This window comes from Paenibacillus sp. FSL H7-0942 (genome assembly GCF_045040715.1).
GTDB classification, from domain to species: Bacteria; Bacillota; Bacilli; order Paenibacillales; family Paenibacillaceae; genus Paenibacillus; species Paenibacillus amylolyticus.
In genome coordinates, this window is sequence record NZ_CP150279.1 from 5,413,495 (window position 1) to 5,432,486 (window position 18,992).

General features: G+C 46.3%; 15 protein-coding genes. All 15 read right to left on the minus strand.

Going from position 1 to position 18,992, the window contains the following annotated elements:
* Positions 1 to 94: 94 nt before the first annotated feature.
* Entirely contained in the window at positions 95 to 2,275 is a 2,181-nt protein-coding gene (locus MHI48_RS23835; RefSeq protein WP_076329178.1) for a UvrD-helicase domain-containing protein, read from the minus strand.
* A 137-nt stretch (positions 2,276 to 2,412) separates the two neighbouring features.
* On the minus strand, positions 2,413 to 2,583 hold the full coding sequence (locus MHI48_RS23840; protein ID WP_179086561.1) for a hypothetical protein: 171 nt from the start codon (positions 2,581 to 2,583) through the stop codon (positions 2,413 to 2,415).
* 45 nt (positions 2,584 to 2,628) lie between these two features.
* On the minus strand, positions 2,629 to 3,435 hold the full coding sequence (locus tag MHI48_RS23845) for a DUF4097 family beta strand repeat-containing protein (protein ID WP_405142001.1): 807 nt from the start codon (positions 3,433 to 3,435) through the stop codon (positions 2,629 to 2,631).
* A gap of 21 nt (positions 3,436 to 3,456) precedes the next feature.
* Positions 3,457 to 4,122, minus strand: a complete 666-nt coding sequence (locus MHI48_RS23850) for a TetR/AcrR family transcriptional regulator (RefSeq protein ID WP_076329180.1) — start codon at positions 4,120 to 4,122, stop codon at positions 3,457 to 3,459.
* Between the two features lie 146 nt (positions 4,123 to 4,268).
* Positions 4,269 to 6,068 (minus strand): ABC transporter ATP-binding protein, encoded by a 1,800-nt coding sequence (locus MHI48_RS23855; RefSeq protein ID WP_076329181.1) that lies wholly within the window; start codon positions 6,066 to 6,068, stop codon positions 4,269 to 4,271.
* A gap of 73 nt (positions 6,069 to 6,141) precedes the next feature.
* Positions 6,142 to 7,440: an NCS2 family permease gene (locus MHI48_RS23860; RefSeq protein ID WP_076329182.1), complete on the minus strand. Its 1,299-nt coding sequence runs from the start codon at positions 7,438 to 7,440 to the stop codon at positions 6,142 to 6,144.
* Between the two features lie 242 nt (positions 7,441 to 7,682).
* Entirely contained in the window at positions 7,683 to 8,441 is a 759-nt protein-coding gene (locus MHI48_RS23865; RefSeq protein ID WP_076329183.1) for a ThiF family adenylyltransferase, read from the minus strand.
* 18 nt (positions 8,442 to 8,459) lie between these two features.
* A complete protein-coding gene (gene aspS, locus MHI48_RS23870; protein WP_076329184.1) occupies positions 8,460 to 10,238 on the minus strand; it encodes an aspartate--tRNA ligase in 1,779 nt (592 codons plus the stop codon).
* A gap of 213 nt (positions 10,239 to 10,451) precedes the next feature.
* Entirely contained in the window at positions 10,452 to 11,705 is a 1,254-nt protein-coding gene (hisS, locus tag MHI48_RS23875; RefSeq protein WP_036674544.1) for a histidine--tRNA ligase, read from the minus strand.
* An 822-nt stretch (positions 11,706 to 12,527) separates the two neighbouring features.
* Entirely contained in the window at positions 12,528 to 13,796 is a 1,269-nt protein-coding gene (locus MHI48_RS23880; RefSeq protein WP_076329185.1) for a tetratricopeptide repeat protein, read from the minus strand.
* Between the two features lie 631 nt (positions 13,797 to 14,427).
* Positions 14,428 to 14,874 carry a hypothetical protein gene (locus tag MHI48_RS23885; RefSeq protein WP_036616903.1) on the minus strand — a complete coding sequence of 149 codons (447 nt, stop codon included), beginning with the start codon at positions 14,872 to 14,874 and terminating at the stop codon, positions 14,428 to 14,430.
* Positions 14,875 to 14,978: 104 nt separating this feature from the next.
* On the minus strand, positions 14,979 to 15,485 hold the full coding sequence (locus MHI48_RS23890) for a type 1 glutamine amidotransferase domain-containing protein (protein ID WP_036616900.1): 507 nt from the start codon (positions 15,483 to 15,485) through the stop codon (positions 14,979 to 14,981).
* A gap of 266 nt (positions 15,486 to 15,751) precedes the next feature.
* Positions 15,752 to 15,919 (minus strand): hypothetical protein, encoded by a 168-nt coding sequence (locus MHI48_RS23895; RefSeq protein WP_179086564.1) that lies wholly within the window; start codon positions 15,917 to 15,919, stop codon positions 15,752 to 15,754.
* A 76-nt stretch (positions 15,920 to 15,995) separates the two neighbouring features.
* Positions 15,996 to 16,457, minus strand: coding sequence for a D-aminoacyl-tRNA deacylase (gene dtd / locus MHI48_RS23900; RefSeq protein WP_076320348.1), 462 nt, complete (start codon positions 16,455 to 16,457; stop codon positions 15,996 to 15,998).
* A gap of 12 nt (positions 16,458 to 16,469) precedes the next feature.
* Entirely contained in the window at positions 16,470 to 18,647 is a 2,178-nt protein-coding gene (locus MHI48_RS23905) for a bifunctional (p)ppGpp synthetase/guanosine-3',5'-bis(diphosphate) 3'-pyrophosphohydrolase (RefSeq protein ID WP_036616894.1), read from the minus strand.
* Positions 18,648 to 18,992 lie beyond the last annotated feature (345 nt).

Genomic DNA, 18,992 nt, shown 5'->3' on the forward strand with positions numbered 1-18,992 from the left:
ACTCAAGCGATTTTCGCACAAAAGCAACAAAAGGCATGCGCTTATGGGACTTTCCCATGAACGTCATGCCTTTTGTTGTATAAGTAAACTCTATCTAACCAAGCTCTGGCCAACCCTGAATGGTTACGGGTTCGCCATCGGGATTATGTGTTGCAGCCGCATAGATCGGCAGTACACCGTCATGGAACAACCACAACTCGTGCAAGGCCCGTGTACAACCAACGTACAACAGCTTTGCATCACCCGCATTTGGCAAATAATGCTTCTGGTCTACGTCTGCCACAATAACGGCATCAAACTCCAACCCTTTGGACAGATAGACCGGCAAAACGGAGTGTCCACCCGTGTACTGCTTTTTGCCACCATCGATCAGGTTCAGATCCCATCCTGCGGCCTGTAGGTCACGGTGAAGTACCTCTGCTTCATGCAGTGTACGGGTCAGGATGGAGACGGTTCGGTAGTCTTTGACTGTTAACAACTTCAAAGCCTGCTCCAGACTCGCCGTCCGCCCTTCGCCTCCATAAGCCAACGTCCGAACCGGATCACCACTACGGAAAACAGGAATCGCCGTAATTCCGCTCTTGACGCCACGTTCCAGAATCGTATTGGCATAATCGATAATTTCCATCGTCGAACGATAACTTCGGGTCAATGCAAAGTATGCATTCTGTTCCTCAGGAAATAGAGAACTCATCTCTTCCCACGCATGAACACCACGGTACTCATGAATGCCTTGAGACAAGTCACCCAGTATGGTGAAGGAATGCCCTTTGACGAACTGATCCAATAACGCCACATGAAAAGGGGAAAAGTCCTGCGCTTCATCAATCACGACATGATCAAACCGCTCCGAACCCTCAATATCATGGACCAATGTATGAATGTATACCAATGCAGGCAGATCCTCTTCACGGACGATATCCTGCTTCAGATCTGCTGCCGTTTGTTTCATGACTAGTTTTGGAATAAGCCCGCTGAGCGAGGCTGGCACAGAGCCACCCTTTGCAGCTTTGAACAACTGTTTATATAACGTAAGCGGCTCGTATTGAGGCCATTTTTTGGCATAGGCTTTCTCACGAGTAGACGCTTTTTTCTTGCGTTCTTTGCGCACAGCTTCTGGCATCGGTTTCTTAAGTTCCATCTCAATCCAGCGGTGAACTCTCGCCATGACCCGTTCTTTGCGTTTGGCCAGCGGATAATGTTTATATTCCTCACCGAACCAGTTCTCGATCTCCGTCTTGCTGAGCACCTTACCGTCCCATGGACTGAAGTCCATATCCGGTACGGAATCCGCTTCCATGCCCGAGAGCCACTCTCGAATAAGCTCCATGAAACGGATGGATCCTTTGTAACGTCCAGGTACATCATCATTCAATTCAGGTCGTGCATCTGGAGTTTCGAACCAGGTGTTCAATGTATCCGACGTATTCGCCAAAGGCATATCCAACCCCAGCAGGTTCATCGCCCAATCCGGGAATGTCCGTTGCTGGATATCACCTACTCCGAGTTCCGGAAGCACATCCGAGATGTAATCCAGAAACATGTGGTTGGGTGCAAAAATAACCATTTTCTCTGCAGATACCTGCTCCTTATACTGATATAGCAAAAAGGCAAGCCGATGCAGGGCAACCGTTGTTTTCCCTGATCCGGCCACACCTTGAATGATTAATGCGGTATTTCGCGCCGCACGAATGATTAGATCCTGCTCCGCCTGAATCGTGGATACGATGTCACGCAGTTTGTTATCCTTGTTCTCTCCCAGACGATAAACGAGGAATTCATCAGATACCGCTGGCTGGTCGCTGTCACGGTTATATGTATCCGCCACACGTTCCAATATCCGCTGCCGAATGACAACGTTTCGTTTCAGATATACGAGACCTTCAATAAGCCCTTCCGGGGCTTCATACGTAGCGGAGGCTTCCCCTCCGGTAAATGAGTAAAACAGGCTCGCGACAGGAGCACGCCAGTCGATGACAAGCGGATGCTCTCCCACCTCTTCGCGGTCTACGCCGATTTTGCCAATATACAGCGGTTTCCGTGCACCACTGCCCTGTTCTTCGAAATCCAAGCGTCCGAAATAGGGTTGCTGCGCGCTCTTGGACAAGGCGGTGCGGCGCTCTTCGCGTCCAGCTTCCAGCACTTGTTCTGTGAAGTCGTGGCCGGTATACACCGGAATGTTCTGCAGTCGTTCCAGCTGACTATCCACTTCCTCCATCGTTCGCTCTAACCTGTACTCTTCTTCTTGATAGGCACTTTGAAAGCTGTCTGACATGTTTCAGTTACCTCCTAAGAATATGTTTTGCTCTGTATCTCCTAGATCTGGAAATACAAAAGGATACTTACTATATCACATAGGGCAATTGAAAGCCACATCCGTTTTTGTAGGCTTACTTTTGTATTATATGAGGCTCATCTGAATTGATAATTAATGATGGCACTGACAAGCGCACAACAACCAAACAGAATAAACCACCAGGCCCAATTGTTTCTGGCCAGCCTGCGCCTGCTGTTTAATGCGCCGTAAATCCCGATTAGCAGTACGATGGTGGAAAAACTAATCCCTACAATCCAACCAGCCATTATACCTACCGCCCCCCTTTGTTTTCAGTACACACGAACAGTCTCTCATTTCCTGGATTTTAGATGAAAAGCTCCTCCTCGAATATCCACTTGGAATTCACTTTTTCCACTTTTGTGTATTAGACAGTTGCTGTCCCCATGAAGGGGAGTTAAATCAAATTCGCTTTTTAACGCTCCTGATCTTCTTTTAAGTAAAATTCGGAAACCTTCGTTATCTGGAATGGAAACCACTACTTTTGATCCTGTGGATACGGAATGCAAGCTCTCCGGCATCTTGAGACAATCCATATTCAATCCTCTGCCTGTAGTTGTATACTGCAAGTGACGGAATTCCCCTGATATGTCGATCTTGGCTGAACTGGATTGAAGATTGAATTTATCTGCACTAAGGTGCTGCCCTTTCACTATCGATGCCAATGCGCACAGTTCAAGCTCATCCATCCTCCCTGATAGGTCTACACGACCTGAGGTGATCTTACATTGACAGCGAGTGGCCAGAAGCCGATTCAACCGGAGGTGTCCTCCTGTGGAGTTTAGTAAAATACGATCAAAAACCCGATCAGGAAGCTGAATCTCCAATGCTGTTCTACCAATATTTATTCCAACGAGGCCTCTCCTTTTTCTCCCGTCCACAATGATTAAGGTATCCCCTCGTATGTTAACTTGCATCAGCCTCCGCTTGGAAAAGCACGCATCCGCAAATTGTATGACGTGGATCAGTTCATCCACACTCGGAAGAACTCTGATATCTCCTGACAACCAATTTAACTGTATATCATGAATGGATTGATCAATGTCTATGCTCTTGCATATGGCAAGCTCACTACTTTTCAACATCTTCTCCCTCTCCATTTCAAACAATCAGGTGTATGTTTATTCCGCCTCCGCATAGCCTCCTGTGCCGGCATGGCGATTCGTAATTCGCTGAATGAGCTGTTCGCTAACGATATCTGCTCCCAAGAGCTTCATCATGTGTTGCAAAAACTTAAGCCTTTCCAATGTCTGCTCCTGATCTCTGCCAAATAGAAGAGGGTTGATCCAAATGTTAACAAGCAGCATGAAGATTTCAGCACACTCCAGCGGATATTCGACTGAAATGGACCCATCTTCCTTGCCTTGTTCCATAATATTGGCAATAATTCGTGCATCCTTCAGAACACCTTTTCTGATTCCACCGAGTACAAACTGCGGATTCTTGATCTGAGTGCTAAGAACCTGATCTATTGAGTTAGACTGGATTCCAGGATCAACGATAATATTTTCCAAAATACTGATGAGCTTCTGTCTGGCATTCGGAGCATGCGTGTTCTGGATGAGTTCCATAAACATGTCTTCTGCCCGCCCGAGCTCCTTCTCCATCACTGCACTAAGGATATCCTCCTTGGATTTGAAATGATGATATATCGCACCTTTAGACATACCTAATTCATCTATAATGTCTTGAATACTGGTTTTTTCATATCCCTTTTCGGTAAACATTTGAGTTGAGACAGTCAGAATCAGGTCCAGTGTCTGCTCAGGATATTTATTTCTGGCCATAAGTTCCTCCTTATACATACCAACGGTCGGTATCTATAATATAGAGTATGTTGGTCTTACTGTCAATATGAGGAATTTTAGAAAAAGAAAAAGGATCTCCGTTGAAATACCTCATGGGTATTACGGAGACCCTGCATTAATGAGAATTACTCTTCGTTTTGTACTGTAGTTGCATTGCCTTCCTGTGCCACAAACTGTTTCTGCGCTAATTCACGGTATACCGGATGATTGCTAATTAATTCCGTATGCGTTCCTGTTCCGGTAACATGCCCATGCTCCAATACAACAATCTGATCGGAATCCACCACTGTGGACAATCGGTGCGCGATCACGATCGTAGTTCTTCCTTCCATCAGATTGGACAATGCTTGCTGTACTTCATACTCCGAGGTGCTGTCCAGACTGGATGTCGCTTCATCCAACATAAGAATATCCGGACTGCGCAGTAAGGCACGAGCAATAGCAATCCGCTGACGTTGGCCCCCGGATAACTTGATTCCCCTCTCGCCCACTTCCGTATCATAGCCCTGTGGAAGCTTGTTGATAAAGTCGGCAGAATAGGCCATCTCAGCAGCTCGTCGGATCTCATCCATCGTGGCCTCACGACCTAATCCGTACGTGATGTTGTCTTTGATCGTACCCGCCATAAGTGGACTTTCCTGAGATACATACCCAATCTTGCTGCGCCAGGAGGCTAAAGAATAATCCGTTATGGCTTGTCCTCCATATGAAATATGGCCTGAATCGGGCATATAAAACTGCTCCATCAAAGAGAACAGTGTTGATTTGCCGCTACCGCTTGGACCGACAATGGCTGTCACTTTTTGTGTAGGTACCGTCAAATTGATTCCGTGCAACACTTCCTCACCTGTAACATAGGAAAAATGTACATCATGGAATGCAATCGTCTCATTTCCTTTTGGCGCTACCTTAGTGCTGTCATGTGGCTCTTCCTCATCGGCAAGGATCGCTTGTATGCGCTCCGTTGCACCTACGACTTTTTGCAAACGAGAGTATAACGTCGTGAATTGTCCCATTGGCATAATGACCTGGAACAACAGTAAAATGAACGCAACCAGTTCACCAGGCGACAACAGTCCAGACGCTACGCGCATTCCCCCCACACCCAGAATAACGACTAGAACGGCAGTCATGACAAATGTAAACAAAGGACCGATCAGAGCAAGAATGCGCGCTTCCTGCAAGCCAAAAGCAAACATTTTACGAATCCGGGAATCTCCTGCTTCCACTTCCTGTTTCTCCGTTCCGTAAGCTTTCACCAAACGGATCTCGCCAATAACCTGACTGAGCACGGACGTAAGACCAGCCATCTCATCCTGCTGCTTCTTGGAGATCTTGTACATTTTCTTCCCGACCGGCAACAGAATCAACAGCGTAAGCGGCACCAGACTCAGAATAATGAGCGACATCACCCAATCCAAGTAAAATAGTAATGCCACGCCACCCACAACAGCAACGATGTTGGATACAAAGGAAACCAGATAATCCGCGATCAACGTCATGATCTGGCTTGTATCATTCGTAATCCGGCTCATCGTATCGCCTGTACGATTCCGATCGAAATACGGCATTCGCAGCGACAATACCTTGTTCCACAGCTTGGTGCGAAGTGTTGCGACCACCCGTTGTCCGGCGTAATTTAACATATAAATGCTAATACCCGAGGCAATCGCCTGAATCACAAATGCCCCAAGCAATAACAAAATAACAGATTTGTTCAATGCCGAAGTGGTTAATCCATCAATCAGACCTTTGGTCATCAATGGCACGATCAGTCCGGCTGTTGTTTGAATCAGGGTTAAGATGAGGGCCAGAATCAAGATCAGTTTTGGCGGGTTCGTGGAGGCGATAAGCTTGACGAAGTCCTTAAATCCCTTTTTTCCTACCTTCGGTTCATTCTGCCCTGCTTGTTGCTGCTCTTCCATTCCCGTTCCTCCCGTTCTCCATCTGCTCACCAGAGATCATACGTATGAACTTACATGACGTTGCCTTTTGTTATTACAAAACTCCATGCAACACAAAGTTGGCTAAAAAGAGGATGGAAATGCCATACATGACCACAGGCACCTGTTTACCTTGACCTGCTGCCAGCTTCGCTAATGGATAGGCAATAAATCCAAACGCCATACCGTCCACGATGCTATATGTAAATGGAATCATGACCATGATCAGAAATGCTGGAAATGCCTCTGTGAAGTCACCAAAATCCATATCTTTCACACCTTGTACCATCAGGCCACCAATAATGATCAAAATGGGCGCAATTGCACTGTCCGGAATGTAACCGAGGAGCGGGATGAAGAAAAAAGTAGCTCCGAATAACACGGCTGTAACGAGCGGAGTCAAACCTGTGCGACCGCCTGCTGCAATTCCGGCTGTAGTCTCGGCTGCAGCAACTGGAGGGCTGCTTCCGAATACGCCTGCCAATACGGTACTAATGGATAGTGCGCGTAGACTTCCTTTGAACCGCTCTGGACGACCAATCATCTGTGTCTGAGCGGTAATTAATCCGATATTTTCGAACACCACAATTAGCAGTAGCAAAAATACCGCGATCCAGAACGCAACATCAGCCAGTTTCATCAAAGATAATTCGCCAAACAACCCACCGTATTGACGCAGCGCATCCATCGCTGATACGGATTCACCTGGGCTCACTGCACCAAGTACATAGGCAAGGCCTGTCCCGACCAGAATACTGATCAGAAGTCCACCCTGTACGTTACGTATAAATAAAATCAAGGCAAGCACCAGCGTAACGCAGGCTGTAATGACATTGGGATCATTGAAATGCCCAATCGCAACAAACGTGGTCTGATGTGCGATAACGATTCCACTTTTTTGCAAACCGATAAATGTCAGAAACAAACCAATCCCGACCGTAATGCCATGCTGCAGATTTTTCGGGATTGCTTCGCTGATCATTTTGTATAGTGACGTAAACGCAACAATGGCAAACAGTATACCTGTAACGGTTACAACGGCCAGCGCTTCTTGCCAGCTTAATTTCATGGAATGTACAAGTGTATACGTGAAAAATGCATTAATCCCCATTCCGGGTACTACGATAATCGGTGATTTTCCGCCAAATGCCATGAGCAAACAGCCTGCAATGGACGTTAGTAGTGTTCCAACCATGGCTGCCTGTAATGGCATCCCGGCATCGGAAAGAATTGTAGCATTGACCATAACGATATAGACCACGGCAAAATAGGAAATGGCTCCCGCCACAACTTCCTTCTTCCACTGGTCTCCTGGCTCCATGCCAAGACGTCTGGTCATCCATCCGTGTTTCATTTTGTTCTATTCCCCTCTCTGTAGCCGCAAATTCATTATGTATGTATCATCATTTCGCGCAGCAGTGAATATCATACACGGTTTTGACTTTGAAGTACATGACGTAACTCTGACATTAATCAGGAATACAGTTCGGCTATCATAGACGATTGACGTCCCATCCACTCCGGTCTTGCGAAGTATGATCACAAAAAAAGCGCAGATGCCTTATCAGCATCCACGCTTCTTCAGTTGGCAGCAAGTTACTGCTGCTCGTTCTCTGCAATTTCTAACAAATCCTTGATCGCAACACTGACCATAATCAGTCCGGCTACCGGAGGCACAAATGAGTTACTCGCAGGTGGCTGTTTAGCCTTACGAATTTCCGGAGCATTCTCGGGAACGATTTTCTGTGTTACGTCCTCGCGCGGTTTCATCGGCTTTTCAGTCGAGAAGACCACTTTCACGCCTTTTTTAATGCCGTCTTTACGAAGTGTCGTACGCACAACACGGGCAATCGGGTCCATGGTCGTTTTCGAAATATCCGCAACCTGGAATTTCGTAGGGTCCATTTTATTCGCCGCACCCATGCTGGAAATCATCGGAATTTTGCGTTTCAGGCACTCTTTAATGAGATGGATTTTATAAATAATCGTATCGGATGCATCCAGCACATAATCCAGTTCATATTTAAACAATTCCTCATACGTTTCTTCCGTGTAAAACATATTCAGGGCAATCGCATCACATTCCGGATTGATCAGTTTCACACGTTCCACCATCAGGTCCGCTTTTTTCTGCCCTACTGTCGTGGTCAGCGCATGAATCTGGCGGTTAATGTTGGTGATATCCACGACGTCCTTATCAATCAGGATGATGCGCCCAACGCCGCTACGGGCAAGAGCTTCTACAGCAATTCCACCTACGCCGCCAATACCGAGCACAGCGACTGTACTATTCTTCAATGTGTTCAGACCTTCAGGTCCGATCGCAAGTTCTGTTCTTGAAAATTGATGGAGCATTGAGAATCGATGCCTCCTTTATTTCTTTTCCGCTACCGGTTTACGGGCTACGCGGATATGCAGTTGTTCCAATTGTGAGTCATCCACTTCGGAAGGTGCATTCATGAGCAGATCCGTTGCACTTGCCGTTTTCGGGAAGGCAATCGTTTCACGCAGATTTGTGCGACCCGCCAGCAACATCACGAGACGGTCCAGACCAAAGGCAATACCACCATGCGGTGGAGTTCCATATTCGAATGCTTCCAACAGATAGCCGAATTTCTCATTCGCTACTTCTGGTGAGAGTCCAAGGGCAGCAAACATTTTCTCCTGAACATCACGTTTGTAGATACGCATCGAACCGCCACCTACTTCATAACCATTGAGAACAAGGTCATAGGCTTGAGCACGGATTGCACCCGGATCAGTGTCGAAGAGATGTACATCTTCGTCTTTTGGACGTGTGAACGGATGGTGTTCTGCCACATAACGTTTCGCATCTTCATCATATCCGAGGAGTGGGAAGTCCACAACCCAAGCAAATTTGAATTTGCTGTCATCAATCAGACCCAGTTGACGGCCGATTTTCAGACGCAAAGCGCCCAGAACGTCAGCAACCACTTTTTTGGTGTCCGCGGAGAAGAGCAGCAAGTCGCCATCTTCAGCACCTGTACGTTCTTTGACAGCTTCGATTTCTTCAGGCGTGAAGAACTTCACGATTGGCCCTTTGAACTCGCCGTCTTTTACTTGAATCCAAGCCAGACCTTTCGCACCGTAACGTGCAGCAAATGGTCCGAGATCATCGATCTCTTTACGGCTCCATGTACCACAGCCTTTAGCGTTCAGCACTTTCACTTCTCCACCTTTTTCGATGACAGAAGCAAATACTTTCACACCACTGTTTGCTACGATATCGTTCATTTCAACCAGTTCCATACCAAAGCGCAGATCTGGTTTGTCTGAACCGTATTTACCCATTGCATCTGCATACGTAATCCGTTGGAAAGGCAGTTCAAGCTCAATTCCTTTGGTTTCACGTAGCAATTTGGCCATCAGTTCTTCCATCATTGGCAGCAGGTCATCCTGTTGCAAGAAAGAAGTCTCGATGTCGACTTGAGTGAATTCTGGTTGACGGTCTGCACGCAGATCCTCATCCCGGAAACAACGAGCGATCTGATAATAACGTTCAACGCCACCCACCATCAGCAACTGTTTGTAGATTTGTGGGGATTGTGGCAAGGCGAAGAATTCACCTTCATGCACACGGCTCGGTACGAGATAATCACGCGCACCTTCCGGGGAGCTCTTGGTCAGGATTGGTGTTTCCACTTCAACGAACTCTTCTCCATCCAGGTAGTCACGGAACACTTTGGATGCTTTGGAACGCAGTTTCAATGTTTCGAACATTTCCGGACGACGCAGGTCCAGGTAACGATATTTCAAACGAAGGGATTCATCAACTTCGACACCATCTTCAATGAAGAATGGAGGTGTTTTAGCTGCGTTCAGCACTTCGATTTCTGTAATTTGAACTTCAATTTCGCCTGTAGGCAGGTTTTTGTTAACAGTTTCTGCATCACGTTTAACAACTTTACCCGTTACAGCGATAACATACTCGCTACGTACGCGATCTGCGATTTGCAGAGCTTCACCGGAATAAGCCGGGTTAAAGACAACTTGTACAATCCCGCTGCGATCACGCAGGTCGATGAAGAGTACGCCCCCCAAGTCACGGCGGGTCTGAACCCAACCGTTCAATGTTACTGTTTCACCGATGTGTGCGGGTGTTAATGCGCCGCAATGATGACTTCTTTTCATAACCAAACTCCTCATTATGTGAATTTCCGTTCTGTGTGGGCAGTTAGTACCTGCTCTTCAACAGTCCGGTTACGTGTAGACCATGTATTCGAAAAGGCATGTTACCTCTGGCTCGCCAACTTCCGCTTAATTGGAATCGTCGGTGAACCTCAGTACTTTTGCCGGATCAATTGTTTTACTCGAAAGTTTTGATCTTAATGTAACACTTCGTGCTTATTTACCTTCGCGAATTGTCGCTACCAGGTCATCAAGTTTCACGGTTTGTTGCTCACCCGTATCCATTGATTTGAGGGCGATCTCACCACGCTCCAGCTCGTCATCACCAAGGATGGCAGTGTAGCGGGATTTGAAACGGTCAGCTGATTTCATCTGTGCTTTCATCTTGCGGCCCAGATAATCACGTTCCCCAGACAGTCCAGACTGACGAAGTTTGAACAACAGACGGTTCACTTCACGATCAGCAGCCTCTCCCAGAGCAACAAAGTATACATCCAGTGGAGCCAGGGTAGTAACCTCAATGTTTTGGTGCTCCAGAATCAATTGAATACGCTCCAGACCAATACCGAAGCCGATGCCCGGCTGATCAGGTCCGCCGATATCTCCAACGAGACCATTGTACCGACCACCGCCGCCAACCGTATCTATTGCTCCAATACCTTGGGCTTTTAATTCAAACGCAGTCAGTGTGTAATAATCCAAGCCCCGTACAAGACGATTGTTCACAGCATAATCCACACCGAAATCATCCAGGTATGCCTGCAGCTTGGCAAAGTGATTCAAAGACTCTTCATCCAGGCTATCCAGTATGGACGGTGCCCCAACGAATTTGTCCTGATCGACTTTACAGTCGAGTACACGCAGCGGATTACGCTCCATGCGGGACTGGCAGTCCTTGCACAGGCTGTCTTTCATCGGTCTGAGGAACCCAAGTAACGTCTCGCGGTATTCTGCACGGCTGGTTGAGTTACCAACGGAGTTGATCTCCACTTTGACATCCTTCAAGCCGAGCTCGACGCACAACTGGTAACCTAGTGCGATTACTTCGGCATCAATCGCAGGGTCCAGCGCACCGATGGCTTCTACACCAAACTGGTGAAATTGACGCTGACGACCTGCCTGGGGACGCTCATACCGGAACATTGGACCGATGTAATAGAGCTTGCTCACATCCGGTTCACCGTAGATTTTATTCTCTACATACGCACGGACAACACCCGCTGTTCCCTCCGGACGAAGAGTCATGCTACGATTTCCTTTGTCATCAAAGGTATACATTTCTTTTTCAACGATATCGGTAGTCTCTCCTACACCGCGTACAAATAAAGAAGTCTGTTCGAAGATCGGTGTACGAATCTCACGGTAATTAAACCGTCGACACAGATCTCGTGCTTTTTCTTCTACGTACTGCCATTTCTCGACAACTCCAGGCAGTAAGTCCTGCGTTCCAGTCGGTTTTTGAAAAGCCATCTTGATCCCTCCAGCATTGATTTTTTTCTCTAAAAGTTAAAAAATTCTACACGTGATCACTGCGCGGGCAGAACAACCTTACAATCGCTGTTATCCCCAGATTTTTTGAATTAATTTTATAATGTGGAAATCTGGTGATAGCATATGCTTCCGATGTAGCTTTCTTTCAGAAAGCTTTTAGGCGAACGCTTCGCTTTTACAGGTTTTTTCTGCCCTCTCCGTTTTCGTGTATTTCTTTTAAATCAACTTATATAACAAAAAAACCCCTCGCCCTGTCGCTGTGTATACAGCAAACAAAGGGACGAGAGATTGTGTAATATACATTCACCCGTGGTACCACCCACATTCCGGAAACCTGACACTTTAGCCGTTCAGGTGATCTCTGGTGATCCAACATTGCCTAGGGCACTGTGATCAAGCAGATATTCCGCTCTACGTGTAACGCACGTCCTGCGCAGGCCAGCTACTGGTCACCAGATCATCTCTGCTGTGTTCGCCGTCTGTTCTCGGGGAAGTCATTCGTCCGCTCATCAAGAGAATCCTTACAGCCTTGGGATTCCTCTCTGGTCATGTGGGCACGGAGTACTTGGTCCCGTCATCAAATCAGTAATATAGTTCAAAAATCGACTTGTATTGACTATAGTCAACGTATTATTTTCTGATTGTAATGAACCGCAGTGCTAAAGTCAAGGGTTAACACGAAAAGATAGCTCTAAAAAATTTTGCTCACAGGCTACACCGGATGGGGAAGTCACAGAAATCACGGATAATAGAAGCTGGATTCATCATATGAATTCCAACTTCTATTCGCTTCTAATTCCTCTATTGTTGCAGCATCCACTTCAACAGATCCGGCGCGCTCGCCCATAAACGGGAATGCATAATGACATATTCAATCGCTTCGTCGGAGTCGCCCATGCCGACAAAATCAGGGAGGTTATGCGGCAACCGCTTTAAACCCAACAGGTAATCAGGCACATGTTTGTTCACACCCCGGGCCACACGGTACAGCATTTTGAGCTGGGAGGTGATTCCGTTTTTCTTATACTCCAGAATGATCTTGTCATAGGCAAAGGCCGTTGCGGCGTCACCTCTTCCATACTCCTCCAGCAATTGCTCTGCCTGATCCAATTGGTTGCTGTACAAATACACAGCAACGAGCAGGTAACGTGCTCCGGTATTGTCTTCCGTATTAAGCTCTAGCATATGCTCCAGAATCTGTGCTGCTTCTTTGGTATCTCCACCAAACCAGCAGGATTCCGCATAACTTTTGCATATCCGGATATAGGGACGAGTCTCATGAAGCCCCCAGAAGTCCCCTTTGTTCTCCTCAAAGAACAGTTCGCCCAGTTCACGTTTGCCAGCAGCGATTCCTTCCTTGAGGTAAGATCGTGCATCATTCTCATTGTCCGATTCCTCAGCTAGAATAAGATATGCATCAGAGCTGTCAGGATACATCTCCAGCGCTGTTTCCGCCAGATGTACTCTCCGTTTGGAAGAGCTCGCTTCCCTCGCCTTAGACAGCAGAGCCTGTGCTTTGTCTTTCGATGTGCCTGGACCGTTCAGCATCAATAGCTCGTCCGTTTCACCGCCCATGCCGTATTCTTCGATGTAACTATTCATCTCCTTAACCTTCCGGGAGATCGTGCCTGTCGTTACCTCATATTTATCAGCCAGCTCAGCCTTTGTGACATTGAAGCCGTATTCCTCGGACAGCAAAAACTCAATTGCAGCAGAGAACGAGCCTGTCTTCTTCACAGTAGGGCGGGTCTGACGGGAGTAGCCGTTCCATAACACCAGAGCTTCCAAAATTACCTCTGGCTCATATTGGTTCCTCATGTTCTCAATAGTCTGCAGGGCCAGCTGTTCGTGAGCCGGGTGCTCCCATCTCAAATCGCTTGCCACCATCTTTTTCAGCTTGGTCAAGGTCAGTTTGCTCTCAGGCTGAATGGAGGCTTCCCGGACCGGTTGCTCCGTTGATATTATCCCCAGTATGGATGCTACTGCAGAGGACTCCTTGTTCAGACAACATTTCTTATATTTTTTCCCACTACCGCATGGGCATACATCATTTCTTCCAATCTTACTCAAAACTAATTCCCCCTTAAATCTGTCTCTAGCCATTCGCATGAGAACTCTGTTGCTTTAGCATTGTAGGTGTCATTTCTCAAACGAGGCATTCTATATAACTTTCAAATTCCATCGATCAAGCAGAAACCGCTGCCCCGTACTTATATAAAAAAGGCGGGGCCGTTTCAGCGAGTATATGTTCATCTGGAATATGACGGATCACTCTGGCGATGAGTTCCTCATACTCTCTGTCATAGGATTGAATTCGCCTGAACCCAATCACTGGAGCTAGATTTACCGTCCAATGTAGCCCAACTATGAAAACAATTCGCTGTAGAATATATAAACCCATCTCTCTATTCTAGCAAAAATTGAATAAAGGGGTAAGCTCTGCCCAAAACATACACATTCACATCTCAAAAAAAATAGCCTGCACACGGTGTGCAGGCTCAAAGGATATATAAAAAAAGGGGGTCATGTGTGTTATTATAAGCCCACTATGTTAAAGGCTTATGTATCTAATATTACAGTAATATTACAAAAATGATAGCGCTTTATAAATTAGTTTTTTAATATCCTCATGATCAAAAAGCCCTTGCACATCACTCGACTGTGTGGTCGAGCAGTGCAAGGGCCAAGAAGTATCTACACGTTAATTCAAATCTTCCACATAGGCATGGTTGGAACGAAGCTTATGAACAATCTCGTCATAATCTTCATCTCTTACTTTGGCAGACAGAACATAATGCAGATCATCATAATCGGCCGAAGACACATCTGCAGCATTCAGCAGGTCTCCATCCTCATTCACTCTGTCACGAGTATCCCGTTCTGCATCACGGTCCACATTGGCTACTACAGGGATCACATTTTCGCTAGCTGGAACACCAGGGGCTGCACCTACACCCATTGCTCCGTTGGTGCCTACGCCACCTGCTGTATTATAAGGCACCAGTGGCACCATAACACGCGTGTCTCTACCTACCGCACTGTCCAGTTGACCTACTTCCAAATGCTCTGTACGGAACGTCTGAAGTGAAGTTCTTGCTCCCTCTGCCTCGTCCTCGGTTCGAAAATACGCCTGAATATGTTTTGTCATGTCAAACCCTCCTTTTTCGGAATGAAATGCAACGTGAAGTTTCGTAACCCCACGATGTAACGAAGTTAAGATACATCAATATATGTCAGTTGCACTAACTGAAGTTATATAACTTTTAGCAGTTCACGTACAAACGCTGGCTCATCTTCAGGTGTTCGGGATGTAATATAGTTTCCATCCACAACGGCCTCATGATCCTTGAACTCTGCTCCTGCGTTTACCATATCATCCTTAAGTGGTGGATAGGATGTAATGGTACGGCCTTTCAACAGACCGGCACTAGCCAAAATTTGCGGACCATGACAGATCGCAGCAATTGGTTTCTTCGCACTGTTGATCTCGGTGACAAACTTCAAGATATGCGCATCACTTCGCAAATTCTCAGGGGATGATCCACCAGGAATCACGACTGCATCATAATCTGAAGCGGAAGCATCACCAATCGCCTTATCTGTGGTATAGGAGGCCTTTCCTCCTTTACCTTTAAGGGTCTCACCGGCTTTTAATCCGATAATCTCCACTTCATGTCCAGCTTTTTTTACTTCGTCATACGGGACCTGCATCTCCGAATCTTCAAAGTCATTCGCCAATAAAAAAGCAACTTTACTCATAACGTATGTTCTCCTTTCCGTGTTCGAACTTTCTTTATAAAATCGGGTCTTGCAGTACATTGGCACTTCGTTGTGCCTCGTTTTGTTATTACCCTCACCAGAGCAATTTATAACAATTCAATGTAATTTCATTTTGTAACGAAGTCTTCAAACGAATAGTTAAAAAGATCAACTCACGACAAAAAGTCCTGATTCGGGAAGGAATCAGGACTTTTTCAAAATCTGTATAATCCAAATATCGGATGTTTATATCCCTGTGTAGACATTCAAGATCGCGGAAGATGACTCTGCTTCCCTTTGTCCGAATCCTGAAGTGCCCAGATCGTTGCAACATACTCAGCAGCCGAACGGGCAAGGTGCAATGATTCATACAGGTTGCCAGGGAGTAACAAAGGTTCTGAACTGGTACGTGTTTCTTTCGCAGATTGGCGCATAATTGGATGGATACTCCTTTGATCATGAAATGGTCATCAACGAATTATCCCTTATTATGGCCTGAACCCCATGGAATTATGCACGTGGTTCCTGACGAACCGGACTTTCAAGCATCAAAGTCACGGGTCCCCAGTTGGTAAATGTTACATCCATCATCGCTCCGAAACGCCCGGTTTCAACCTGGATACCTTTATCCCGTAGCAGTTGATTAAACGTTTCATATAACAGTTCTGCCGCTTCAGGTCGGGCCGCAGCCGCAAAGCTCGGACGCTTTCCTTTGCGACAATCTCCGTATAGGGTGAACTGGGAAACAGACAATACAGCACTGCCTACATCAAGCAGACTGAGATTCATCTTCTCCTGATCATCCTCAAATATCCGCAACCCACTAACTTTGTCAGCCAGATACTGGGCATCCTTCGCGGTATCCTCATGGGTAATGCCCACGAGTAGCATTAATCCGGATTCGATCTTACCTGTCAGCTCGTCTCCCACAGTCACCTGAGCCTCTTTACAACGTTGTACAAGCACCCTCATCTTACAGGCTCCTTACTGCATAATCCGATGCACCGAATAGACATCTTTCACACGTTTGATCCGTTCTACAACGGATTGCAGATGATCCGTATTACGAATCAGAATTGTGACGTGCACCAATGCTAATTTATTTTTATCTGTCCGTCCTGTAACGGCAGATATATTGGTTTTACTTTCAGATACAGCCTGAAGTACCTCGTTGAGCAAGCCATTCCGATCATGGCCTGTAATCTCAATATCCACACTGTAACTTGCTTCGATATTCTCTTCCCACTCGACCTCAATAACACGTGCTGCTTCCTCACCGTCTGCACTTGTCGGGATATTCGGACAGTCACTACGGTGTACGGAAACGCCGCGTCCACGTGTAACGTATCCGATAATGTCATCCCCAGGTACAGGATTACAGCAACGTGCGAATCGAACAAGCAGATTATCGATGCCTTTAACACGAATACCGTTGGTTGGACGATTTCTGCGCTCAGGCGCAGGTTTCAGCTCGCGCATCTCGGAATTTAATTCCAGCAAACTGGACTCTTCCTGCTCTTTACGCAGTTTTTCGGTTGCTTTGGTTACAATCTGTGCAGCAGTAATCCCACCGAATCCAACAGCCGCAAGCATGTCATCAATATCGTTAAACGCATATTTTTTGGCAGCTTCCATCAACTTGTCATCCGTCATCCACGCAGAAGGGTCAAGCCCCATACGCTTCAGTTCGCGCTCACAGCTCTCCCGACCTTTTTCAACGTTTTCTTCACGGCGTTCCTTCTTGAACCATTGCTTGATCTTCGCTCGTGCATGAGAAGATTTCGCAATTTTCATCCAGTCCTGGCTCGGTCCGTAAGAATGTTTGGACGTCAAAATTTCGATTATATCACCTGTCTTCAGATGATAATCGAGCGGAACAATCCGACCGTTTACTTTGGCACCAATGGTCCGATTACCCACCTCCGTATGGATTCGATAAGCAAAATCCAAAGGAACAGAGCCGATCGGCAATTCGATGACTTCTCCTTTTGGCGTAAATACAAATACCAGATCCGAGAAGAAATCCATTTTGAGTGACTCTACGAATTCTGATGCATCCTGTGCTTCGTTTTGAAGTTCAAGTATTTCACGGAAGAACGTAATCTTGTCTTCAAAATGATTTCCGTTCGCAGCGCCTTCTTTGTAGGCCCAGTGGGCAGCAATACCAAATTCAGCAGTCCGGTGCATATCCCATGTCCGGATCTGTACTTCCGTTGGTTCGCCATTGGGACCAACTACCGTTGTATGCAGCGATTGATACATATTCGCCTTTGGCATCGCAATGTAGTCTTTGAAGCGTCCAGGCATCGGTTTCCATAGCGTGTGTATAATTCCCAAGGTAGCATAACAATCCTTGATATTATCCACAATAATACGAATGGCAAGCAGATCATAAATTTCGTTAAACTGCTTGTTTTTGGTGGTCATTTTCTTGAACACGCTGTAGATATGTTTCGGGCGGCCCGAGAGGTCTGCCTGAATTCCCATCTCATCGAGCTTGTTCGTAATTCCATCCATAACCGTATCAATATATTGCTCCCGTTCCGCACGTTTTTTGTGCATTAGGTTAGCAATTCGGTAATACTGTTGCGGATTCAAATAACGGAGGGCGATGTCCTCCATTTCCCATTTGATTGCAGAGATACCCAAACGGTTTGCAATCGGACAGAAAATTTCCAGCGTCTCATATGAAATCCGGCGCTGGCTTTCTTCCGACTGAAACTTGAGTGTCCGCATATTATGCAGACGGTCAGCCAATTTAATCACGATGACACGGATGTCCTGCGCCATGGCGATGAACATTTTGCGGTAGTTCTCGTTCTGCTGTTCTTCCTTGGAGCGAAACTGAATACGTTCCAGCTTCGTCAAGCCGTCAACAAGCATGGCACACGTATTGCCGAAATGATTGCGGATCTCTTCAAGTGAGACCGTAGTATCCTCTACTACATCATGAAGAAGCGCTGCTATTATGGAGATGGTGTCCATCTGCATGTTCACAACAATGTCGGCAACCGCAAGCGGATGCAGAATATACGGTTCTCCCGATTTTCGCGTCTGTCCATGGTGGGCCTGATCAGCAAATTCGTAAGCTTCTCGTATGCGCACCAAATCGGGTTCTTTGATATATGCCCCGGCCTTCTCGAGTAATTGCTCTATGCCCATTCTGATCTGTTCCGTGTCCTTTCTATACCAAATGGAACCCGTGACAGTGCTGCAACACAGGTTCCCCGTAAAAGTAATTTCCTATAATTATGACGCTTCGCCCGTTTCCCGTCAACTGCTGACGAATAAGAGCGCTTATCCAATTTTTATATTGGTGATCTGAATTACTTCTATCTCGTTTCCCTATGACTCACAGGGGATTGGATGTATTTCTTATTTCTTATGTATTATTGCCGTTATTTGCTGAAATAGAAGGAAAATTCATGAAAATATTAATTCTATCGCTCTGTTACGTCAAAAATGTTATTGATTAATTAAGAGAAACTCTGTAATCTATTGAAAGTT